Source organism: Rhodococcus sp. AQ5-07 (genome assembly GCF_009707305.1).
GTDB lineage: Bacteria > Actinomycetota > Actinomycetes > Mycobacteriales > Mycobacteriaceae > Rhodococcus_F > Rhodococcus_F erythropolis.
This window is the reverse complement of the sequence record NZ_CP046099.1, coordinates 1,267,729-1,289,040: the sequence shown is the minus strand read 5'-3', so window position 1 is coordinate 1,289,040 and position 21,312 is coordinate 1,267,729. Positions and strand designations below refer to the sequence as shown.

The following is a 21,312-nucleotide window of genomic DNA, read 5'->3' as shown; positions in this document are numbered from 1 at the left end:
AGCGGAAGCGACCTGCTGTGCCGAATCTACGGAACCGCGATGACCGTCGGAATGATCATCGGACGGCGGCGGTACTTGTCCGCGACCCAGCGTCCGACGACGCGGCGCACGGACTGCGCGATGCGATGAGCGTCGATGACGCCTTCGCTCGCCAATCGGGCCAGGTCCGATTCCACGAGATCCGCGGCGGCCTTGAGTGCCGTCGGATCGTCGGAGAAACCGCGGCCGGACACCTCGGGAGTGCTGACTGCGCGTCCTGTCGACTCGTTGATGACGATGGTGATGGCGATGAAGCCGCCTTCACCGAGTACGAGTCGATCGGAGAGCGTCGGCTCGCCGACGTCACCGACTGAAAGACCGTCGACGTAGACGTGTCCGACCGGTACGCGTCCGACGATCTCGGCGAGGCCGTCGACCATGTCGACCACGACGCCGTCCTCGGCCAGCACGATGCGCTCTTCCGGAACGCCGGTGGCCTTGGCAAGGGCGGCGTTGGCACGCAGGTGCCGCCATTCACCGTGGACGGGCATGGCGTTGGTGGGCCGAACCGCGTTGTACAGGTAGAGCAACTCACCGGCGGACGCGTGGCCCGAGACGTGAACCTTGGCGCTCTGCTGCGTCACGACGGTGGCACCGCGCTTGGCCAAGCCGTTGACCACGGCAAAAACGGAGTTCTCGTTACCCGGAATCAGCGAGGATGCGAGAACGACCAGGTCGTTGGCACGGATGTTGATCTGGCGGTGTTCGCCGCGTGCCATCCGCGAGAGCGCTGCCAACGGCTCACCCTGCGAACCCGTCGAAATGAGCACCAGGCGATCGTCGGGAAGGGTGGCGGCGGTGTCGATGTCGACGACCAGTCCGTCTGGCACCGTGAGGTAGCCGAGATCCTGGGCGATCTGCATGTTGCGGACCATCGAGCGGCCGACGAAGACGATGCGACGGTTGTACCGAGCGGCAACGTCGACGACCTGCTGGATGCGGTGCACGTGGCTGGCGAACGATGCCACGATGACGCGCTGCTTCGCCTTGCCGATGACGTTGTCGAGCACTCCCCCGATTTCACGCTCGGGCGTGACGAATCCCGGGACCTCGGCGTTGGTCGAGTCCACGAGGAACAGGTCGACACCCTCGTCGCCCAGGCGGGAGAAACCGGCGAGGTCGGTCAAGCGGCCGTCGAGAGGCAGCTGATCGAGCTTGATGTCACCGGTGTGCAGTACAACTCCGGCGTCGGTGCGAATCGCGATCGCGAGCGCGTCGGGAATCGAGTGGTTGACGGCGAAGTACTCGCAGTCGAACGGGCCGTGAGTGGTGGTGTTTCCTTCGACGACCTCGACGAGGTTCGGTCGCAGGCGATGCTCGCGGCACTTGGCGGCAACGAGGGCGAGAGTGAACTTCGCGCCGATGACCGGAATGTCCGCGCGCAGGCGCAGCAAGAACGGCAGAGCACCGATGTGATCCTCGTGGCCGTGAGTCAAGATGACGGCTTCGACGTCGTCCATACGGTCTTCGATGTAGCGGAAGTCCGGGAGGATCAGGTCGACGCCGGGCTGCTGGTCCTCGGGGAACAGCACACCGCAGTCGACGATCAGCAACTTGCCGCGGTGCTCGAACACCGTCATGTTGCGACCGATTTCGCCGATGCCACCGAGAGCGACGATGCGCAGACCTGATGCCGGCGCCTTCGGGGGTGTTCCGAGGCGACCGGTGGGATCGACGGCCGGACGGTTCTCGGGGCGCTTGTTTCCGCGCCCGTTGCCCGCCTTCGACGCTGCCGGACGGTTGCCGCCGGCAGATTTGCGTGGCGACCTGTCTTCGGTCGATTTCTTGGGTGCAGCAGATTTGGTGGCGGCGGACTTGGTCGCTGCAGATTTGGCTGCTGCGGCCTTCTTGGGCGGGGCGGCTGCGGCGGGGGCCGCTTCTGCCGCCGGCGCAGCTGGTGCCTCTACCGGTGCGGCCTTCGCGGCCGTCTCGGGAGCCGGAGGCGAAGGCGGACCGGCTTGACGACTGGCACTACGACGTCGGGGGGGACGGGTCATTTACAAAACTCCTGCCGCATGCAGATCGGCGGCAAGACCGTCGATCTGCTCTTTAGTGGGTGCAACCTGCGGAAGGCGTGGTTCTCCGACATCGATTCCGATGAGTCGCAGACCCGCCTTCGAAGCGCTGACACCGCCGAGGCGGGCAACGGAACGAATCACAGGGATCAAACTGAGGTTTATCTCGCGTGCGCGGGCGATGTCGCCGGACACGAACGCGGTGTGGAGGTCGCGGAGGCGACCCGGAACGAGATGGCCGATGACGCTGACGAAGCCGGTAGCACCGACAGCGAGCCACGGCAGGTTCAGCGGGTCGTCACCGGAGAAGAACTGAAGCTCGGTGGTGCCGATCAACTCTGCGCCGGCGTTGAGGTCACCCTTGGCATCCTTGACGGCCTTGATCCGCGGGTGCTCGGCGAGTCGGCGGATCGTTTCGGTCTCGATGGGGACGACGGAGCGGGGCGGAATGTCGTACAACATGACGGGCAGGTCGGTCGCGTTGGCGACGGCGGTGAAGTGTGCAAAGAGTCCGGCCTGGGGCGGACGCGAGTAGTACGGGGTGACGACGAGCAGACCGTGCGCACCGGCGCGAGCCGCGTCACGGGCGAGTTCGACACTGTGGGCGGTGTCGTTGCTCCCGGCGCCTGCAACGATCTTCGCGCGGTTGCCGACGGCGTCGATCACTGCGCGGAGCAGGTCGAGCTTCTCGGACTCGGTGGTGGTGGGAGACTCACCGGTCGTGCCGGCAAGAACGAGGCCGTCGCAGCCGTTGTCGACGAGATGGGCTGCGAGGCGCACTCCCGCGTCGACGTCCAACTTCCCGTCGGCAGTGAACGGGGTCACCATCGCAACGGAAATGGTGCCGAACGGACGCTCGACAAGAGAAGCGGAATCACCGTAGGTCATGGTCAGAAGGTTACCCGGTTCAGCTCTTACTTCTGCACACGAGTCACGACTCGGCCGCAAATGCACTGACGGCGATTTCCGATCCGTCGCTTCCGCGGAGAATCTCGTAGTCCCCGAACACATTTGGGGCGACGTCACGAAGCTGACGTAGGCACTCGATCGCGACTCGCCGGATCTCGACGTCGGCATGTTCGGTGGCGCGCATCTCGACGAAGTGCCGCCAGGCCCGATAGTTCCCGGTCACGACCAAGCGCGTCTCGGTTGCGTTGGGCAGCACCGAGCGCGCAGCTTGCCTGGCTTGCTTCCCACGCATCGGGGCACCGGGCACTGATTGCAATTTCCCCTCGAGGGCGGTCAGCAGTTCGCCGTAAGCGCGACGGCTCTCGTCGGTGGCAGACAGAAACAGTGATTCGAGCTCGGGATCACCTTCGACCGCGGGAGGCACGACAACGTTCGCATCATTCTCGCGAACGAATCGCTGCGAGAGTTGCGAGTACGAGAAGTGCCGGTGACGAATCAATTCGTGAGTGCACGAGCGCGAGATACCAGTGATGTAGAAGCTCACCGTCGCGTGCTCTAGCACCGAAACGTGTCCGACCTCGAGCAGATGTCTGAGGTAGCCGGCGTTGGTTGCGGTTCGCGGATTCGGCTTGGACCAACTCTGGTAGCAGGCTCGGCCGGAGAACTCGACGAGCGCTTCGCCGCCGTCCGCGTCCGTCTCCCACGGAATGTCCTCGGGCGGGAAGAACTCGGACTTCGCCACCAACTGCACTTTCAGCGACACCGTGTTCGGCACAACCCACTCCTCGACAAGCACGAAACGACCAGCACGAAACCCGGGCGCCGTTCGCCTCAGGTGCTGGGCAACTCTATAGCGGTTGCGCTCCCCCGAGATCGAGTGACGTCACCACACCCTTGACTGACGTCACTTTTGACGCCACTCTGGTGTCATGGACATTTCGGAGTACACCGCGAAGCTGCAGAATGACCTCGTCACCGCAGCCGAACTCGGCGACGATCACACGCGCCGGATTGCGGCGTCGTTGTCCGCCGCCATCGAACCCTCGGTCCGCCTGGTCTTGTTGGCCGCGGCGACGGAGTTGGCCAAGGAGATCGGGACCAAACTCGACGGCCGCGAGGTCAGGGTCAATCTCGACGGCAACGAGATCGTGACCGACGTCGTCCGCCCGACGAATTCGACCGGCGGCGAGGGCGGAAACGAGAAGGCAGACGACGAGAAGAAGGACTCCACTTACTCGTTCGACGACGTCAGCGGCGATACCAGCCGAGTGACGTTGAGGATGATGGAGCAGATCAAAGCCCGCGCCGAGGAGGCAGCCAATCAGAACGGAGTCTCCCTCAACTCGTGGGTTTCACAAGCCGTTCAGGGCGCATTGCGGGACCAGATGCGCAAGAACGGCATGGACTAGTTCGACGCCACCCTGATCGCCGATGATCTAATTGCGCAACTGCAGTAATCACGAACCGTTGCCGCAAGGCGAGAAGGAGCACGTTCATGGCCGTTTCGGGCGTCAAGGAATTCGAGATCAAGGCTGATCCGGCGACGGTGATGAAGGCCGTAGCTGCAGTCGATCGGCTGCCGGAGTGGTCGTCTGCGCACAAGAAGATCACCATCGAGAGCACCCACGACGACGGTCGACCCCATCGCGTTCGCATGGCCGTGTCCATTCTGGGAATCAACGACGAGCAGGTAGTCGACTACACCTTCGAGGGCGACGACAAGGTGACCTGGACACTCGTCGAGAGCGGCCAGCAGAACCAGCAGGACGGCTCGTACGTCTTGACTCCCACCGACGGTGGAACCAAGGTCACCTTCGAACTGACCATCGATCCCAAGATCCCGCTGCCGGGCTTCCTGGTGAAGAAGGCGCAGAAGACGGCCCTGGAAACTGCAAGCAAGGGCCTGACGAAGTTCGTCGAAAACTTCTGAGCGCACACGCAATTCAGGCGGCCCTTACTTCGGCGTTCATCGCCGGGTAGGGGCCGTTTGCTGTGAAGCCCAGCTGCGATTTCTCGGAAGTTCTTGCCGATGTTGAACATTCGCCGGTAGCCGTGGACCGCCCGGAGTAACGTCGGCCGCGTGTCCGCCGAGACCGCAGAGCCCAACTCCATGGCACCCGTGCGCATCCTCGTCTACAGCGACGACGCACACACCCGCGAGCAAGTTCGGCTCGCTCTCGGAGAGCGCCCACATCCTTCGATGCCCACCATCGACTACGTCGAGGTCGCGACCGCGCCGATCGTCGTCGACAAGCTCGATGCCGGCGGAATCGATCTCGCCATCCTCGACGGCGAGGCGAGTCCGGCGGGCGGCATGGGCGTCGCGAAACAACTCAAGGACGAGATCGTCGACTGTCCGCCGATCCTCGTACTGACCGGTCGACCCGACGATGCGTGGCTGGCGTCGTGGTCGCGAGCGGAAGCCTCAGTGCCGCAGCCGATAGATCCGATGGAACTCTCTTCCACCGTCATCGCGCTTCTGCGTCGGCAACTGAGCCGGTGAGCACCCGTTGCAGCGGTGATTCGTTGCGGCGCCGACTACTTCGGACTTTCGAGAGCGAAACTCGGCACCTCGAAAATCAACCCAATGTCGGAGGCCTCCCCTAGTGTGGGTGTCGCAGGTCACATAAGTGTCGAATTGCTGGCAGTATCGAAATCGAACGGCACCTTCGGGTTAACGGCACCTTCGGGCTAGGCGGACATCCGCACAGCGGAGAGGAGTTCGGGTGAGATGAACGCTTACATCCCCATTCTCGTTCTCGGGGTCATCGCGATGGCCTTCGCTGTGGTGTCGGTTGTTCTCGCGTCCGTGGTCGGCCCGAAGCGGTACAACAGGGCGAAACTCGAAGCCTACGAATGCGGAATCGAACCGGCACCCCGTACCGCTGGTGGCGGACGGTTTCCCGTCAAGTTCTATCTGACGGCAATGCTGTTCATCATCTTCGACATCGAGATCGTTTTCCTCTATCCGTGGGCGGTGCATTTCGATTCGCTCGGTTTGTTCGGCCTCGCGGCGATGGGCCTTTTCATAGTCAACGTCTCGGTGGCATACGCATACGAATGGCGACGAGGCGGTCTCGGTTGGGACTAGCTCAGCGAACACAGGAACAGCACACACGAGTCAGACAAAACCGGTCACACCGCAGCTGTTACGACTGAAAAGAGTCGGATATGGGTCTCGAAGAAAAGCTCCCCAGCGGATTTCTACTGACCACGGTCGAGGGCCTGGCAGGTTATGCCCGCAAAGGATCACTGTGGCCTGCCACCTTCGGGCTCGCGTGCTGCGCCATCGAGATGATGGCAACCACGTCGGGTCGCTTCGACCTGGCGCGGTTCGGTATGGAGGCATTCCGCGCGTCGCCGCGACAGGCAGACCTTCTGATCGTGGCCGGGCGGGTCAGTCAAAAGATGGGCCCGGTACTTCGTCAGGTCTACGACCAGATGGCCGAGCCGAAATGGGTTCTGGCCATGGGTGTATGCGCGTCGTCCGGCGGAATGTTCAACAACTACGCAGTGGTTCAGGGCGTCGACCACATCGTGCCGGTCGACATCTACTTGCCCGGCTGTCCGCCGCGGCCGGAGATGCTCCTGAACGCGATCATCGAACTGCACCGAAAGATCCAGGAAATGCCCCTCGGCGTGAACCGCGAAGAGGCACGCGCGGCAGCCGAGCGCGCCGCACTGGCATCCACCCCCACCATCGACATGAAGGGGCTGCTGCGATGACCTCGGGTAACACCGGCGCGAGAGGGATGTTCGGGGTCCGCGGCACTGGCGACACCTCGGGCTACAGCAGGCTTGCCCCTCCGATCTCTCTAGAGGACAAGGCTTCTCGACCCTTCGGCGGTTATTTCGATGCAGTCGCGGATTCGTTGGACGCGGCATTGAGCAGCGCGGGTGGCACTTTCACCGCTGCAGTCGAGCGTGTGGTGATCTTTCGAGACGAGATGACGCTGCACGTCGAACGCTCCCACTTGCCGCAGGTTGCGCGAAGACTGCGCGACGAACCGGACCTTCGCTTCGAGCTCTGCCTGGGTGTCGACGGAGTGCACTACCCGCAGGACACCGGTCGTGAACTGCACGCCGTGTATCCACTTGCCTCGATTACGCACAACCGCCGAATCAGGCTGGAAGTATCTGTGCCGGATTCCGATCCGCATATTCCGTCGATCGTCGGGATCTACCCGACCAATGACTGGCATGAACGCGAGACGTACGACTTCTTCGGGATCGTCTTCGACGGTCATCCGGCCCTGACCCGCATCGAGATGCCCGACGACTGGAAAGGCCACCCCCAGCGGAAGGACTATCCGCTCGGCGGTATCCCGGTCGAGTACAAGGGCGCCCAGACTCCGCCTCCCGACGAGCGTAGGTCGTACAACTGATGAACGAGACGACAGGAAGCAACTCCGGTGCCACGACGGAAACCGTCGTCACGGCATCGGGTCAGGACTGGGACGACATCGTCACCGCGGCCGCCCGCCAGCGAACCGGCGAGGCGGAACGGATCGTGGTCAACATGGGCCCACAGCATCCGTCCACTCACGGGGTCTTGCGCCTCATTCTCGAGATCGAGGGTGAGACGGTCATGGAAGCTCGATGTGGAATCGGCTACCTGCACACCGGAATCGAGAAGAATCTCGAATTCCGGAACTGGACGCAGGGCGTCACTTTCGTTACTCGAATGGACTACCTGTCACCGTTCTTCAACGAAACCGCGTACTGCCTCGGAGTCGAGAAACTTCTCGACATCACCGACGACATTCCCGAGCGAGCCACCGTCATTCGCGTCATGATGATGGAACTCAATCGGATCTCCTCACATCTCGTGGCCCTGGCGACCGGCGGAATGGAACTCGGCGCCGTAACGGCGATGCTGTTCGGATTCCGCGAACGCGAATTGATTCTGGACGTGTTCGAGACGATCACCGGACTGCGGATGAATCACGCCTACATCAGGCCTGGTGGTCTCGCTCAGGATCTACCCGACGGGTCGGTCGCGAAGGTTCGGGAATTGTTGAAGGTCCTACCGAAACGGTTACGTGACGTCGAACTGATGCTCAGCGACAACTCCATCTGGAAAGCACGTACCCAGGGAATCGGATATCTCGATCTCACCGGCTGTATGGCGCTCGGGGTGACGGGGCCGGTCCTTCGCGCCACAGGTCTCCCCCACGATCAGCGTCGAGCGCAGCCGTACTGCGGCTACGAGAACTACGAGTTCGACGTAGTGACACACGACGGATCCGATTGCTACGGAAGGTACGTCATCCGCGTCGAGGAGATGAAGGAGTCCCTCAAGATCGTGGAGCAGTGCCTCGACAAGCTACAACCGGGCCCGGTCATGGTGGACGACAAGAAGATCGCCTGGCCTGCCGATCTCGCTGTGGGACCGGATGGCCTCGGCAACTCGCAGAAGCACATCGCCAAGATCATGGAGTCCTCCATGGAAGGTCTGATTCACCATTTCAAACTGGTCACCGAGGGTATCCGCGTGCCGCCAGGTCAGGTGTACGTCGCCGTCGAGTCTCCGCGTGGCGAACTGGGGGTGCACATGGTCAGCGACGGGGGAACCCGGCCGTACCGCGTCCATTTCCGGGACCCGTCGTTCACCAACCTTCAGGCAGTAGCCGCGATGTGTGAGGGAGGCATGGTGTCCGACGTGATCGCTTCGGTTGCCAGTATCGATCCCGTCATGGGCGGAGTGGACCGATGACCGGCCCGAACGGCTCGTCACGCGTGTTCATCGAACTCGGGCCGCGCCCGGAGGAGCCCACGCAATTGGTACGCCCTGGCGCACGATCGAGCTATCCACCCGACGTACTGGCCCGACTCGACGCCGACGCCGAAACCGTCATCGCTCGCTACCGTGAGCCTGACGCCGCCGCGACCACCAGTCGATCCGCCCTCTTGCCGCTCCTTCATCTCGTGCAATCCGAGGACGGGTACATCACCCCGGCCGGGATCGATTTCTGCAGTGCCAAGCTGGGTTTGACGGGCGCCGAGGTCGCCGCAGTTTCCACCTTCTACTCCATGTATCGCCGGGGGCCGACGGGTGAGTATCTGGTCGGAGTCTGCACCAACACGCTGTGCGCGATCATGGGCGGCGACGACATCCTCGCGGCACTCGAAGAGCACCTGGGCTCGACAGGCTCCAGAGATGAAGGTGGACACTCCATCTCGACGTCCGACGGTAAGATCACCCTCGAACACATCGAGTGCAATGCGGCGTGCGACTACGCCCCCGTCATGATGATCAACTGGGAGTTCTTCGACAATCAGACCCCGGAATCGGCGCGCTCACTCGTCGATGCGCTCCGCGCCGGAGAGCGCGTGACACCCGATCGCGGTGCCACGCTGTGCTCGTTCCGGCAGACTGCGCGCACTCTGGCTGGTTTTCCGGATACGCGAATCGAGGCAGCCGAAGCTCAGACCGTCGGCGATGCAACTCTTGCCGGACTACGTATCAGCCGATCTCTCGACGACAATCCACCCGGCTCGGCTTCCGCGGCCGACGCTCCCGGCGAAGGGAAGTGACATGACACTCGCCCCCGTCCTGAGTCGATACTGGGATCAACCGAATTCATGGACCCTCGACAGCTACCTTCGCCGCGACGGCTACCAGGCGCTGCGCAAAGCGCTGGCCACGCCCCCCGACGCCGTGATCGAAACCGTCAAGGACGCGGGCCTGCGCGGACGTGGCGGCGCGGGCTTCCCGACAGGCCTCAAGTGGAGCTTCATCCCCCAGGTCTCCGAAGACAAGCCAGGAGACGGCAAGCCTCACTACCTCGTCGTCAATGCCGACGAGTCCGAACCGGGCACATGCAAGGACATGCCGTTGATGATGGCGACCCCACACACGTTGGTGGAGGGAGTGATCATCGCGGCGTACGCAATTCGAGCAGCGAAGGCGTTCATCTACGTCAGAGGTGAGGTTGTCCCGGTTCTGCGACGCCTGCAGACCGCTGTCGCCGAGGCTTACGCGGCCGGATATCTGGGCCGCAACGTCCTCGGTTCGGGTTTCGATCTGGATCTCGTCGTCCATGCCGGAGCCGGCGCCTATATCTGTGGGGAAGAGACGGCCCTCCTCGATTCGTTGGAGGGACGACGCGGTCAGCCTCGACTGCGGCCGCCGTTCCCCGCTGTCGCCGGTCTCTATGCCTGCCCGACCGTCGTCAACAACGTCGAGTCCATCGCGAGTGTTCCGTCGATCGTCCTGGGCGGCCCGGAGTGGTTCCGGTCGATGGGAAGTGAGAAGTCACCGGGATTCACGCTGTATTCGCTCTCGGGTCATGTCACCACCCCCGGCCAGTACGAGGCTGAACTCGGGATCACCTTGCGCGAGCTGCTCGAATACGCAGGCGGGGTCCGCGCTGGACACACCCTCAAATTCTGGACTCCCGGCGGATCCTCGACACCGATCTTCACCGACGAACATCTCGATGTCCCACTCGACTACGAGGGCGTCGGCGCCGCGGGATCCATGCTCGGTACCAAGGCCTTGCAGATATTCGACGAGACAACCTGCATCGTGCGCGCGGTGTTGCGATGGACCGAGTTCTACGCTCACGAATCCTGCGGTAAATGCACGCCGTGCCGCGAGGGCACGTACTGGCTGGTGCAGATCCTGCGTCGGCTCGAAGGTGGAACAGGAACCGAGGCCGATCTCACCAAACTTCTCGATATCTCGGACACGATCCTCGGAAAGTCCTTCTGCGCGTTGGGTGATGGAGCGACCAGCCCGATCATGTCTTCCTTGAAGTACTTCCGCGAGGAATACGTAGCGCATTTCGACGGGAACGGATGCCCGTTCGATCCTCACCGGTCCGTTCTCGCGACAGGAGCGTTCGTCTCATGACTGCAGCCGACGCCACCACTGGAACCGATGCGGCACCGCCGAATGATCTCGTCACCCTCACCATCGACGGCCGGGAACTCCAGGTCCCCCAGGGCACGTTGATCATTCGCGCTGCGGAGATGATCGGCACCCAGATTCCGCGGTTCTGCGATCATCCTCTACTGGACCCGGTCGGTGCTTGCCGCCAGTGCATCGTGGAAGTCGAAGGTCAACGCAAGCCGGTGGCGTCCTGCACGACACCGGTTGCGGACGGAATGGTCGTCACCACACAGCTCACGTCGCCTGTGGCCGAGAAGGCGCAACGCGGGGTGATGGAACTCCTGCTCATCAACCACCCTCTGGACTGCCCCGTGTGCGACAAGGGCGGCGAGTGTCCGCTCCAGAACCAGGCGATGTCGACCGGTCGCACCGAATCCCGGTTCGGTGAGGAGAAAAGGACCTACCCCAAGCCCATCCCCCTCTCGTCCGAGATCCTCCTCGACCGCGAGCGTTGTGTCCTCTGCGCCAGGTGCACGCGATTCTCGAGTCAGATCGCCGGCGACCCGTTCATCGATCTCCTCGAGCGCGGCGCGCTTCAACAGGTCGGGATCTACGCCAACGAGCCCTTCGAGTCCTACTTCTCGGGCAACACGATCCAGGTTTGCCCGGTCGGCGCGCTCACCAGTACGGCATACCGATTCCGGGCGCGACCGTTCGATCTGGTGTCCAGCCCCAGCGTGTGTGAACACTGCGCCGACGGATGTGCTCAGCGCACCGACCACCGTCGCGGAAAGGTTCTCCGTCGTCTCGCCGGGGACGACCCCGACGTCAACGAGGAATGGAACTGCGACAAGGGGCGCTTCGCTTTCACGTACACAACCCAAGGTGATCGGATCACCACTCCCCTGATCCGCAACGCTGACGGCGAATTGATTCCGGCGTCGTGGCCCATGGCACTCGACCTCGTTGCGCGATCCTTCGCGCACGCCCGCGGTGACGCAGGCGTACTCGTCGGCGGACGCTCTACCTTGGAGGACGCCTACGCCTACGGTAAGTTCGCGCGAGTTGCTCTCGCTACCAACAACATCGATTTCCGAATCCGCGCTCACTCAGCCGAAGAGGAAGATTTCCTCTCAGCTCACGTCGCGGGCCGCACACTTGAAGGGTCGGTGACGTACCAGGACCTCGAATCTGCCCCGACCGCGTTGCTGGTAGCTCTCGAGCCCGAGGAGGAGTCACCGATCATCTTCCTGCGACTGCGCAAGGCCGCACGTTTCGGCAAGACGACGGTGCTCTCCAGCGCGCCATTCGCTACGCGCGGCCTGCAGAAGATGGGCGGTGGTCTACTTCGGACCGTTCCCGGAAGTGAAGCAGCTCTGATGGATTCGTTGTCCCACCCCGGCAGTGAGGAGGGTCAGCTCCTCCGGCAGCCCGGTGCTGTGATCCTGCTGGGTGAGCGACTGAGTGCGGTAGCAGGCGGCTTCGCCGCGGCGCTGCGACTCGCCGAATCGACGGGAGCTTCTTTGGCCTGGGTACCACGCCGCGCTGGTGATCGCGGCGCCGTCGAGGCCGGCGCGCTACCGGGATTGCTTCCCGGCGGACGCCCCGTTGCGGACCCGGCAGCACGTCAGGAGGTGGAATCAGTGTGGGGGGCCTCCATCCCGGCATCCGACGGTCGCGACGCCGCGAGTCTGCTGGATCCGGGGCAGACGACTGCTGCGCTTCTTGTCGGCGGCGTCGAGTTGAGTGATCTCCCGAACCCGGCGAGGGCAAGGGCCGCGATCGAAGCCGCAGGGTTCGTTGTGAGTTTGGAGATCCGTCACAGCGGAGTCACCGAACTCGCCGACGTCGTCTTCCCGGTGGCACCGGTCGCCGAGAAGCCCGGAACCTTCCTCGACTGGGAAGGCCGCGAGCGCGTGTTCGACACCGCGTTGAGAACGACAGGAATAATGCCGGATCAGCGCGTTCTCCACGCGATCGCAGCCGAGATGGGCATCGATCTGGGCCTACCCGACGCAGATTCCGCACGCTCGGAGATACACCGCCTCGGCGCTTGGTCCGGATCGCGCCCCACCTCGCCTCAGGTCCCGTCAGGCACCATGCCCACACCGGCACTGGGCGAGGCAGTGTTGTCGAGTTGGCGAATGTTGCTCGACAACGGCCGATTGCAAGACGGCGAGCCCAACCTGGCGGGTACGGCACGGCCGTCGCTCGTGCGTTTGTCGGCCGAGACCGCTGCCGAGATCGGCGCCGACAACGGCGATCACGTTGCGGTGTCGACTGAATCCGGTTCCATCACATTACCGTTGGAGATCACCGACCTCCCGCCTCGAACAGTCTGGCTCCCGCTCAATTCACCGGGTAGCACGATCTACGAAACGCTCTGCGTCACCGCGGGGTCCGTGGTGAAGATTGCGAAGGCGGGAGCGCAATGAACACCCACGAGTACGGGACGGTCGCAGCTCCGGTCGACCTGTCGGCGTTCGGGCACGACCCGTGGTGGTTGGTGATCGGCAAGGCTCTCGCAATCTTCGTGTTCCTCGTACTCACCCCGCTGGTGGCGATCTACGCGGAACGAAAGGTCATGGCACGCATGCAGATGCGTGTCGGACCGAACCGCGTCGGCCCCCGTGGAATGCTCCAGAGCCTCGCTGACGGAATCAAGCTCGCCCTCAAGGAGGGCATCACACCGACCGGCGCCGACAAACCGATTTACCTCCTCGCGCCCGTCATCGCGGTCGTGCCCGCCTTCATGGCGTTTGCTGTCATCCCGTTCGGTCCACAGGTGTCGATTTTCGGAACCCGGTCACCCCTGCAACTGACCGATCTACCGGTCGGCGTTCTGTACATCCTGGCCGTCACTTCTATCGGTGTGTACGGGATCGTCCTTGCCGGCTGGTCTTCGGGATCGACGTATCCCCTACTGGGCGCACTTCGATCGACCGCTCAGGTCATCTCGTACGAGGTAGCGATGGGCCTGTCTTTCGCTGCCGTTTTCCTCTACGCCGGCACGATGTCCACGTCCGGCATCGTCGACGCCCAACAGGGAGCCTGGTACGTCTTTCTCCTCCTGCCGTCCTTCCTGATCTACGTGACAGCCATGGTCGGCGAAACCAACAGGGCTCCCTTCGACCTTCCCGAGGCCGAGGGTGAGCTGGTAGGTGGGTTCCACACCGAGTACTCCTCCCTCAAGTTCGCGATGTTCATGCTGGCCGAGTACGTGAACATGGTGACGGTGTCCGCTCTGGCCACCACGCTGTTTCTGGGCGGGTGGCACGCACCGTTCCCGTTCAATCTTTGGGACGGCGCCAATTCCGGTTGGTGGCCGGTGTTGTGGTTTGTCGCGAAAGTGTGGGGCTTCCTCTTCGTCTTCATCTGGTTGCGCAGCACGCTTCCTCGATTGCGCTACGACCAGTTCATGAATCTCGGCTGGAAGGTTTTGATCCCAGCAGCTTTGGTATGGGTGATGGTGATCGCGACCGTTCGTGCGTTCCGCAACGAGGGCTACAACACCTGGGTCGTACTTCTCTGCGTCGCACTGGTTCTCGGAGCTGCGCTCCTGATCGTGTTGGCCGGGATCTACCGCGGCCGACGCCGAACTGCCGCGTTGGTCACCGCTTCGGGGACCTTGCCTTTCGATGCAATGTCGGGCGGCTTCCCGGTTCCACCGCTGCCTGGTCAAAAACTGCCTGGTCAAAAACTGCCTGGTCAGAACGTGCCACCGCCGCGACGCACAGATGTTTCCGACACATCGGAGGACTCCCATGCCTGAATTCCTCGGACCTATCGCGGGTTTCGGAGTGACGCTCTCGACCATGTTCAAGAAACCCGAGACCGAGTTCTATCCGGAGGAGAAGCGCCCCACCGCGCCCGGATACCACGGTCGCCATCAACTCAACCGGTATGCGGACGGACTCGAGAAGTGCATCGGTTGCGAACTGTGTGCCTGGGCCTGCCCCGCCGACGCGATCTATGTCGAGGGTGCTGACAACACCGAAGAAGAACGGTTCTCCCCCGGTGAGCGCTACGGGCAGGTATATCAGATCAACTACCTGCGGTGCATCGGCTGCGGCCTCTGCGTCGAGGCCTGCCCCACTCGGGCCCTCACGATGACCAACGAGTACGAGATGGTCGACGACAATCGAGCTGGATTGATCTACGAGAAGGACCGACTGCTCGCGCCCCTGAAACCCGACATGACAGCGCCACCACACGCGCTGCGTCCCGGCACAACTCAGGACGACTACTACCGCGGCGACATCACAGCAGTACCCGAACAAGCAGCACCCGAACAAGCAGTATCCGAGCGAGAGCCGAACCCGGAGACCGAGAAATGATCGCGGCGGTCACGACCACGATCCTGGCGGAGGGAACGATGACATCGACCTCCACCGGCGAGGCGGTGCAGTTCTGGATCCTCGGAACCCTTGCGGTGATCAGCGCTTTGGGTGTCGTCGCCGCGCCCAAGGCCGTCTACTCTGCACTCTTCCTTGCGATGACGATGATCATCCTGGCCGTGTTCTACATCGTCCAGGGCGCACTGTTCCTGGGTGTCGTCCAGATCGTCGTCTATACCGGCGCGGTGATGATGTTGTTCTTGTTCGTCCTGATGCTGGTGGGCGTGGATTCTTCGGACTCCCTGGTCGAAACGCTACGCGGACAACGAGTCAGCGCGATCGTGATCGGCGTCGGATTCGGGCTACTCCTTATCGGCGGCCTCGGAAATGCGTCGATCTCGGGCTTCACCGGATTCACCGGACTCGACCAGGGCAACATCGACGCACTCGCCGATCTAATCTTCATCCGCTACGTCTGGGCCTTCGAACTGACCGGCGCACTGCTGATCACGGCGACACTCGGCGCAATGATGCTCGCACACCGGGAGAAGATCGGAGCCACACTCAGCCAACGCGAACTCTCCAAGCAACGATTCGCGTACCTGGGCAGCGATGAAGACAATCCCGAAAAGGGCTCGGCCACTCCACTCCCCAGTCCCGGCGTGTACGCACGTCACAACGCAGTGGACATGCCGGCCTTGTTGCCGGACGGAACGTTCTCGACGCTCTCGGTCAGCAGCGCGCTCACTCCACGTTCCCCGGATCCGAGCACCGGTGAGGAGACTCAGCGATGAATCCCGAGAACTATCTGTATCTGTCCGTCCTGTTGTTCACGATCGGAGCTGCGGGGGTCCTCCTGCGCCGCAACGCCATCGTGGTGTTCATGTGTATCGAATTGATGCTCAACGCCGCCAACTTGGCGTTCGTGACCTTCGCGCGCATGCACGGCAATCTGGACGGCCAGATCTTCGCCTTCTTCACGATGGTGGTCGCTGCGGCCGAAGTAGTCGTCGGCCTGGCAATCATCATGATCATCTTCCGATCTCGGCGTTCTGTATCCGTCGACGACGCAGACCTGCTGAAGTACTGATATGTCAGGAGGAATCACGTCCGCCATCTGGTTGCTCCCCGCCCTGCCGCTGTGCGGCGCCGCTGTCCTTTTGCTGGCCGGTCGTCGCACGAACGCGTGGGGTCACCTGCTTGCCTGCGTCATGGCTATCGCGTCGTTTGTCGTCGCAGTGGTGTTTTTCATCGCCATGCTCGGCCGTGACACCGCCGACCGCACCGTCACCGAGCACCTGTTCAGTTGGGTCCCGGTCGACAGTCTTCAGGTCGAGTTCGGACTGCAACTGGACCAACTGTCGATGTGTTTCGTTCTGCTCATCACCGGTGTAGGTTCGCTGATCCACATCTACTCGGTCGGATACATGGCGCACGACCCCGAGCGTCGTAAGTTCTTCGCGTACCTCAATCTTTTCCTCGCTGCAATGCTGCTTCTGGTGCTCGCCGACAACTTCCTCGGACTCTACGTCGGCTGGGAAGGCGTCGGGTTGGCGTCATACCTGCTGATCGGCTTCTGGCAGCACAAGCCGTCGGCGGCGACTGCTGCCAAGAAGGCTTTTGTCGTCAATCGGGTGGGCGACATCGGATTGATGATCGCAATGATGTTGATGTTCAGCACATTCGGCTCGCTCTCGTTCAGCAATGTCTTCGGCGACGCGTCCGGCGCAAGCGAAGGTGTCCTGACGGCGATCGGTCTGATGCTCCTCCTCGCTGCGTGCGCGAAGTCGGCGCAAGTGCCGCTGCAGTCGTGGCTCGGCGACGCGATGGAGGGCCCCACCCCCGTTTCGGCTCTGATTCACGCGGCCACGATGGTCACCGCCGGCGTCTACCTGATCGTGCGCTCCAATCCGATCTTCGATCTCGCGCCCGACGCTCAACTCGTGGTTGTCATCGTCGGTGCCGTGACGCTCCTGTTCGGTGCGATCATCGGCTGTGCGAAGGACGACATCAAGAAAGCGCTCGCCGCATCGACCATGAGTCAGATCGGATACATGGTCCTGGCCGCGGGTCTCGGACCAGCCGGATACGCCTTCGCAATCCTTCATCTGATCACCCACGGATTCTTCAAGGCGGGCCTGTTCCTCGGCGCCGGCTCCGTGATGCACGCGATGAACGACGAAACCGACATGCGGCGCTACGGCGGACTCCGAGCGTTCATGCCACTGACTTTTGTCACGTTCGGGCTCGGATATCTTGCCATCATCGGTGTTCCGCCGTTTGCCGGGTTCTTCTCCAAGGACAAGATCATCGAGGTTGCAATCGGCGAGGGCGGCGTCAAGGGCGTTGTGCTTGGCATCGTCACGCTCTTGGGTGCGGCGCTCACTGCCTTCTACATGAGCCGCGTGATGCTGATGACCTTCTTCGGGAAGGCCCGCTGGGAGAACCAGAAACCTCACGAATCTCCGGCGGTGATGACGTCTCCGATGATCATTCTGGCGGTGGGATCCGTCGGGGCCGGCATGCTCCTGACCATCGGGTCCAGCTTGCAGAACTGGCTGGAACCGGTAGTCGGCTCCCATCACGTCGAACCGCCGATACCCGCATGGTCGATCACCGCGCTGGCGCTGCTCGCAGTCGCCGCCGGCGTCGCGATTGCTTATCGCGAGTACGCCACACGGGAGATTCCCGTGGTGGCACCGACTCCGGTTTCTCCGTTGACCGTTGCGGCTCGCCGTGATCTGTACGGTGACGCCTTCAACGAGGCGGTGTTCATGAAGCCGGGACAACAACTCACCAAGTCGCTGGAAGTGGTCGACACCAAGGGAATAGGCGGCGTCGTGGGTAGCTTTGCGGTGGTCGTCACCGGGTTGTCCACGCTCACGCGGAAGCTGCAGACCGGGTTCGTTCGTTCGTACGCGCTGGTGATGTTTGTCGGAGCAACACTCGTGGTCGCGACAATGATGGCGGTGACACTGTGGTGATCGAAGCGGCGGTGAGCGACTCTGTGACCAATGCCGGCTTCCCTGCGCTGACGGCGCTCTGGCTGCTTCCGCTCATCGGAGCGGGTGTTGTCCTCGCTCTGCCTGCACGGTCGTACCAATTTGCCAAATCTCTCGCACTGGCAGTGTCCGTGGCAGTCCTGGTGATCGCTGGCGGTCTCGGAATTGCGTTCGACCGCGGCGGCGAGCAGTTTCAGTTCGTCGAAAGCCACAGCTGGATACCGGCTTTCGGTACCAGCTACACACTCGGACTTGACGGCATCGCACTCGTTCTGGTTCTTCTCACCGCAGTGCTGGTGCCATTACTACTGATCGCGGGCTGGAACGACGTCCCCGCGGACCCGGCATCACCCAAGCGGATGCCGCACACCTATTTCGCGCTGATCCTTGTTGTCGAGTCCATGGTGATGATTTCGTTCAGCGCCTTGGATATTCTCCTGTTCTATATTTTCTTCGAGGCAATGCTGATACCGATGTATTTCCTCATCGGCGGGTTCGGTGGAGTTGGCCGATCGCGGGCCGCCGTGAAGTTTCTGCTCTACAACCTCCTCGGCGGCCTGGTTATGCTCGCTGCGGTCATCGGCCTGTACGTGGTCACCACGCGCGACGAGAGTCCCTTCACCAGCGGCACTTTCGACTTCCGAGCGATCGCGTCCGCGGCGAGCAGCGGTGAACTCGGCGTCGGACCCGGGGTGCTCAATGCCTTGTTCCTCGGATTCATGTTCGCGTTCGCGGTCAAGGCACCGCTCTGGCCGCTACACAGTTGGTTGCCGGACTCCGCAGTGGAATCGACTCCGTCGACAGCAGTGTTGATGATGGCGGTCGTGGACAAGGTAGGCACCTTCGCGATGATTCGCTACTGCCTGCAACTGTTCCCGGAGTCGTCGTCGACTTTTGCACCGTGGATCATCACGCTCGCCGTGATCGGGATCGTCTACGGCGCAATACTGGCGATCGCGCAGACAGACGTCATGCGACTGATCGCCTACACGTCGATTTCACACTTCGGCTTCATCATTCTCGGAATCTTCGCGATGACCAGCCAGAGCCAGGCAGGTTCCGCGCTGTACATGGTCAATCACGGAATCTCCACCGCCGCGCTGTTCTTGATTGCGGGCTTCCTGGTCTCGCAGCGAGGTACACGATCTATCTCGGCGTACGGCGGCGTCCAGAAAGTCGCACCCGTCCTGGCCGGCACATTCCTCGTTGCGGGGTTGGCAACACTGTCTCTGCCGGGTCTCGCGCCGTTCGTCAGTGAGTTCCTGGTGCTGATCGGAACGTACTCGCGCTACCACGTGGCCGCTATCGCGGCGACTGTCGCGCTTGTACTGTCCGCGATCTACATACTCTGGCTCTATCAGCGCATGATGGGCGGACCGGTGAAGGAAGGGCAGGGAACGATCCGCGACCTCGCGCGACGCGAACTCGTGGTGGTCGCCCCTCTGATCGCACTCCTCCTGCTCCTCGGCATCTACCCCAAGCCTGCCTTGGACGTCATCACTCCTGCAGTGAGCCACACGGTCGTCTACGAGGCACCAACGCCGCTCGTCGTCGACCACGAAGGAGGTGTCCACAAATGAGTTCCTTCAACGACGTGACCATCCTCGGCTCGGCCGACGCGGCATCACCCAGTATCGAATACAGCCTGCTCGCGCCGATGTTGATCGTGTTCGGTGTTGCGGTGGTCGGGGTACTCATCGAAGCCTTTGCACCCCGGCGTATTCGGTACCCAGTGCAACTCGTTCTCGGTGTCGGAGGTTTGGCGGCTGCGTTCGTGGCAGTGCTTCTGCTCGCCGGCACGCGGTCGACGGCGATGATGGGTTCTGTTGCGGTCGACGGACCGACGCTGTTCTTGCAGGCCACGATCCTTCTTGTGTCGATCCCCGCGGTACTGCTGATTGCCGAGCGAGGCTCGGGCAACACTGCCGAAGTGATTGCGCAACATGACGCGCTCGGCAGTTTCACACCTCAAGCGTCGAGCGTCCCGGGAAGTGTTGCGGAGCAAGAAGCAGTGAAGGTCGGTATCGCCCAGACCGAAGTCTTTCCGCTCACGCTCTTTGCGGTCGGCGGTATGTTGCTGTTTCCGGCTTCGAACGATCTACTGACGATGTTCGTTGCGCTCGAAGTGTTCTCACTGCCTCTGTATCTCCTGTGTGGTCTGGCACGCATACGTCGCCTGCTCTCCCAGGAAGCTGCGCTCAAGTACTTTCTGCTCGGGGCATTTTCGTCGGCGTTCTTCGTTTTCGGAATTGCGTTGCTGTACGGCTATGCCGGGACGGTCACGCTCTCCGGTATCGCCGACGCAGCACGCATCGGGTCGGGCACCGACGCCTTCCTCTGGCTCGGAACGGCCCTGGTGGCAGTGGGGTTGCTGTTCAAAGTCGGTGCAGTGCCGTTTCATTCGTGGATTCCCGACGTCTATCAAGGGGCGCCGACGCCGATCACCAGTTTCATGGCAACTGCGACCAAGATTGCCGCGTTCGGCGCCATCCTTCGCGTCTTCTACGTGGCCCTGCCCAATGAATACGTGAACTGGCGCCCACTGATGTGGGCGGTCGCGATTCTCACGATGGTTGTCGGATCGATCGTTGCCGTGACGCAGACCGATATGAAGCGAATGCTGGCCTATTCGGCGATCGCGCACACCGGATTCATTCTGACCGCCGTGGTGGCGGACTCGGATGCCGGCCTCGCCTCGGCGATGTTCTATCTTCTGGCTTACGGATTCAGCACCGTGGGTGCGTTCGCCGTCGTCAGTGTGGTCCGGGACGCTGACGGTGAGGTCGCTGCGCTGTCGCGCTGGGCCGGATTGGGCAGACGCTCACCATTGGTCGGCGTTGTGTTTGCACTGTTCCTGTTGGCTTTCGCCGGGATTCCGTTGACCAGTGGGTTCATCGGAAAGTTCGCGGTGTTCAGCGCGGCCGCCGAGGGTGGGGCCGCGCCTCTCGTGATCGTCGGCGTCCTGTGCAGCGCGATCGCCGCCTACTTCTACGTGCGAGTGATCGTGTTGATGTTCTTCACCGAATCGGCGGAAGACGCACCGACCGTCGGGGTGCCGAGTGCACTGACCAGCAGTGTGATCGGCCTCGGCGCCGGTGTAACGCTCATCCTCGGCATACTCCCCCAGCCGGCGCTCGATCTCGCCGAGCGTGCAGCGGACTTCGTGCACTGAG

20 protein-coding genes are annotated in these 21,312 nt (G+C 62.5%); 17 read left to right on the top strand and 3 right to left on the bottom strand.

Annotated features, from left to right (window positions below; translation table 11 throughout):
• Positions 1-26: 26 nt before the first annotated feature.
• The 3 genes from GJB56_RS06100 to thyX are packed head-to-tail and all read right to left on the bottom strand — an operon-like array spanning position 27 to position 3,738.
• Entirely contained in the window at positions 27-2,036 is a 2,010-nt protein-coding gene (locus GJB56_RS06100) for a ribonuclease J (RefSeq protein WP_019748179.1), read from the bottom strand.
• Complete coding sequence (dapA, locus tag GJB56_RS06095) at positions 2,037-2,942, bottom strand: 4-hydroxy-tetrahydrodipicolinate synthase (protein WP_003942142.1); 906 nt, start codon at positions 2,940-2,942, stop codon at positions 2,037-2,039.
• Between the two features lie 43 nt (positions 2,943-2,985).
• The gene (gene thyX, locus GJB56_RS06090) at positions 2,986-3,738 is read right to left on the bottom strand and encodes an FAD-dependent thymidylate synthase (protein ID WP_029538044.1); all 753 of its coding nucleotides are present in this window, start codon (positions 3,736-3,738) and stop codon (positions 2,986-2,988) included.
• Between the two features lie 154 nt (positions 3,739-3,892).
• Between thyX and GJB56_RS06085 the strand changes: the two genes are divergently transcribed.
• The 17 genes from GJB56_RS06085 to nuoN all read left to right on the top strand — a co-directional run bounded on the left by GJB56_RS06085 (position 3,893) and on the right by nuoN (position 21,311).
• Positions 3,893-4,372 carry a toxin-antitoxin system HicB family antitoxin gene (locus GJB56_RS06085; RefSeq protein ID WP_113684397.1) on the top strand — a complete coding sequence of 160 codons (480 nt, stop codon included), beginning with the start codon at positions 3,893-3,895 and terminating at the stop codon, positions 4,370-4,372.
• Positions 4,373-4,458: 86 nt separating this feature from the next.
• A complete protein-coding gene (locus GJB56_RS06080; RefSeq protein WP_019748176.1) occupies positions 4,459-4,893 on the top strand; it encodes an SRPBCC family protein in 435 nt (144 codons plus the stop codon).
• 180 nt (positions 4,894-5,073) lie between these two features.
• Positions 5,074-5,466, top strand: a complete 393-nt coding sequence (locus GJB56_RS06075; RefSeq protein ID WP_044480360.1) for an Rv3143 family two-component system response regulator — start codon at positions 5,074-5,076, stop codon at positions 5,464-5,466.
• 228 nt (positions 5,467-5,694) lie between these two features.
• Complete coding sequence (locus GJB56_RS06070; RefSeq protein WP_003942165.1) at positions 5,695-6,054, top strand: NADH-quinone oxidoreductase subunit A; 360 nt, start codon at positions 5,695-5,697, stop codon at positions 6,052-6,054.
• Positions 6,055-6,134: 80 nt separating this feature from the next.
• Complete coding sequence (locus GJB56_RS06065; protein WP_003942234.1) at positions 6,135-6,689, top strand: NuoB/complex I 20 kDa subunit family protein; 555 nt, start codon at positions 6,135-6,137, stop codon at positions 6,687-6,689.
• The gene (locus GJB56_RS06060; RefSeq protein ID WP_019748174.1) at positions 6,686-7,348 is read left to right on the top strand and encodes an NADH-quinone oxidoreductase subunit C; all 663 of its coding nucleotides are present in this window, start codon (positions 6,686-6,688) and stop codon (positions 7,346-7,348) included. Before GJB56_RS06065 ends, GJB56_RS06060 begins: the two co-directional genes overlap by 4 nt.
• A complete protein-coding gene (gene nuoD, locus GJB56_RS06055) occupies positions 7,348-8,679 on the top strand; it encodes an NADH dehydrogenase (quinone) subunit D (RefSeq protein ID WP_113684398.1) in 1,332 nt (443 codons plus the stop codon). The genes GJB56_RS06060 and nuoD overlap by 1 nt, the downstream gene beginning before the upstream one ends.
• Positions 8,676-9,500 carry an NADH-quinone oxidoreductase subunit NuoE gene (gene nuoE, locus GJB56_RS06050; protein ID WP_020969458.1) on the top strand — a complete coding sequence of 275 codons (825 nt, stop codon included), beginning with the start codon at positions 8,676-8,678 and terminating at the stop codon, positions 9,498-9,500. Before nuoD ends, nuoE begins: the two co-directional genes overlap by 4 nt.
• Before the next feature lies 1 nt (position 9,501).
• The gene (nuoF, locus tag GJB56_RS06045; protein WP_019748171.1) at positions 9,502-10,821 is read left to right on the top strand and encodes an NADH-quinone oxidoreductase subunit NuoF; all 1,320 of its coding nucleotides are present in this window, start codon (positions 9,502-9,504) and stop codon (positions 10,819-10,821) included.
• On the top strand, positions 10,818-13,235 hold the full coding sequence (locus tag GJB56_RS06040; protein WP_113684399.1) for an NADH-quinone oxidoreductase subunit G: 2,418 nt from the start codon (positions 10,818-10,820) through the stop codon (positions 13,233-13,235). The genes nuoF and GJB56_RS06040 overlap by 4 nt, the downstream gene beginning before the upstream one ends.
• Positions 13,232-14,572 carry an NADH-quinone oxidoreductase subunit NuoH gene (gene nuoH / locus GJB56_RS06035; protein WP_113684400.1) on the top strand — a complete coding sequence of 447 codons (1,341 nt, stop codon included), beginning with the start codon at positions 13,232-13,234 and terminating at the stop codon, positions 14,570-14,572. The genes GJB56_RS06040 and nuoH overlap by 4 nt, the downstream gene beginning before the upstream one ends.
• Positions 14,565-15,137, top strand: coding sequence for an NADH-quinone oxidoreductase subunit NuoI (gene nuoI, locus GJB56_RS06030; protein ID WP_021333589.1), 573 nt, complete (start codon positions 14,565-14,567; stop codon positions 15,135-15,137). The genes nuoH and nuoI overlap by 8 nt, the downstream gene beginning before the upstream one ends.
• Positions 15,134-15,931, top strand: a complete 798-nt coding sequence (locus GJB56_RS06025; protein WP_019748167.1) for an NADH-quinone oxidoreductase subunit J — start codon at positions 15,134-15,136, stop codon at positions 15,929-15,931. Before nuoI ends, GJB56_RS06025 begins: the two co-directional genes overlap by 4 nt.
• Complete coding sequence (gene nuoK, locus GJB56_RS06020; RefSeq protein ID WP_003942238.1) at positions 15,928-16,227, top strand: NADH-quinone oxidoreductase subunit NuoK; 300 nt, start codon at positions 15,928-15,930, stop codon at positions 16,225-16,227. The genes GJB56_RS06025 and nuoK overlap by 4 nt, the downstream gene beginning before the upstream one ends.
• Position 16,228: 1 nt before the next feature.
• Complete coding sequence (gene nuoL / locus GJB56_RS06015; RefSeq protein ID WP_021333588.1) at positions 16,229-18,121, top strand: NADH-quinone oxidoreductase subunit L; 1,893 nt, start codon at positions 16,229-16,231, stop codon at positions 18,119-18,121.
• Positions 18,115-19,719: an NADH-quinone oxidoreductase subunit M gene (locus GJB56_RS06010; protein ID WP_113684401.1), complete on the top strand. Its 1,605-nt coding sequence runs from the start codon at positions 18,115-18,117 to the stop codon at positions 19,717-19,719. Before nuoL ends, GJB56_RS06010 begins: the two co-directional genes overlap by 7 nt.
• A complete protein-coding gene (gene nuoN / locus GJB56_RS06005; RefSeq protein ID WP_113684402.1) occupies positions 19,716-21,311 on the top strand; it encodes an NADH-quinone oxidoreductase subunit NuoN in 1,596 nt (531 codons plus the stop codon). The genes GJB56_RS06010 and nuoN overlap by 4 nt, the downstream gene beginning before the upstream one ends.
• The last annotated feature ends 1 nt before the right edge of the window (position 21,312 follow it).

Excerpts from the sequence above, each read along its gene's own strand:
- GJB56_RS06060 (WP_019748174.1), top strand. The coding sequence starts at position 6,686 with ATGACCTCGGGTAACACCGGCGCGAGAGGGATGTTCGGGGTCCGCGGC.
- nuoK (WP_003942238.1), top strand. The coding sequence starts at position 15,928 with ATGAATCCCGAGAACTATCTGTATCTGTCCGTCCTGTTGTTCACGATC.
- GJB56_RS06075 (WP_044480360.1), top strand. The coding sequence starts at position 5,074 with ATGGCACCCGTGCGCATCCTCGTCTACAGCGACGACGCACACACCCGC.
- GJB56_RS06085 (WP_113684397.1), top strand. The coding sequence starts at position 3,893 with ATGGACATTTCGGAGTACACCGCGAAGCTGCAGAATGACCTCGTCACC.
- nuoI (WP_021333589.1), top strand. The coding sequence starts at position 14,565 with ATGCCTGAATTCCTCGGACCTATCGCGGGTTTCGGAGTGACGCTCTCG.
- nuoL (WP_021333588.1), top strand. The coding sequence starts at position 16,229 with ATGTCAGGAGGAATCACGTCCGCCATCTGGTTGCTCCCCGCCCTGCCG.
- nuoD (WP_113684398.1), top strand. The coding sequence starts at position 7,348 with ATGAACGAGACGACAGGAAGCAACTCCGGTGCCACGACGGAAACCGTC.
- nuoE (WP_020969458.1), top strand. The coding sequence starts at position 8,676 with ATGACCGGCCCGAACGGCTCGTCACGCGTGTTCATCGAACTCGGGCCG.
- nuoF (WP_019748171.1), top strand. The coding sequence starts at position 9,502 with ATGACACTCGCCCCCGTCCTGAGTCGATACTGGGATCAACCGAATTCA.
- GJB56_RS06040 (WP_113684399.1), top strand. The coding sequence starts at position 10,818 with ATGACTGCAGCCGACGCCACCACTGGAACCGATGCGGCACCGCCGAAT.
- GJB56_RS06025 (WP_019748167.1), top strand. The coding sequence starts at position 15,134 with ATGATCGCGGCGGTCACGACCACGATCCTGGCGGAGGGAACGATGACA.
- GJB56_RS06100 (WP_019748179.1), bottom strand. The coding sequence starts at position 2,036 with ATGACCCGTCCCCCCCGACGTCGTAGTGCCAGTCGTCAAGCCGGTCCG.
- GJB56_RS06065 (WP_003942234.1), top strand. The coding sequence starts at position 6,135 with ATGGGTCTCGAAGAAAAGCTCCCCAGCGGATTTCTACTGACCACGGTC.
- dapA (WP_003942142.1), bottom strand. The coding sequence starts at position 2,942 with ATGACCTACGGTGATTCCGCTTCTCTTGTCGAGCGTCCGTTCGGCACC.
- GJB56_RS06080 (WP_019748176.1), top strand. The coding sequence starts at position 4,459 with ATGGCCGTTTCGGGCGTCAAGGAATTCGAGATCAAGGCTGATCCGGCG.
- GJB56_RS06070 (WP_003942165.1), top strand. The coding sequence starts at position 5,695 with ATGAACGCTTACATCCCCATTCTCGTTCTCGGGGTCATCGCGATGGCC.
- nuoH (WP_113684400.1), top strand. The coding sequence starts at position 13,232 with ATGAACACCCACGAGTACGGGACGGTCGCAGCTCCGGTCGACCTGTCG.
- nuoN (WP_113684402.1), top strand. The coding sequence starts at position 19,716 with ATGAGTTCCTTCAACGACGTGACCATCCTCGGCTCGGCCGACGCGGCA.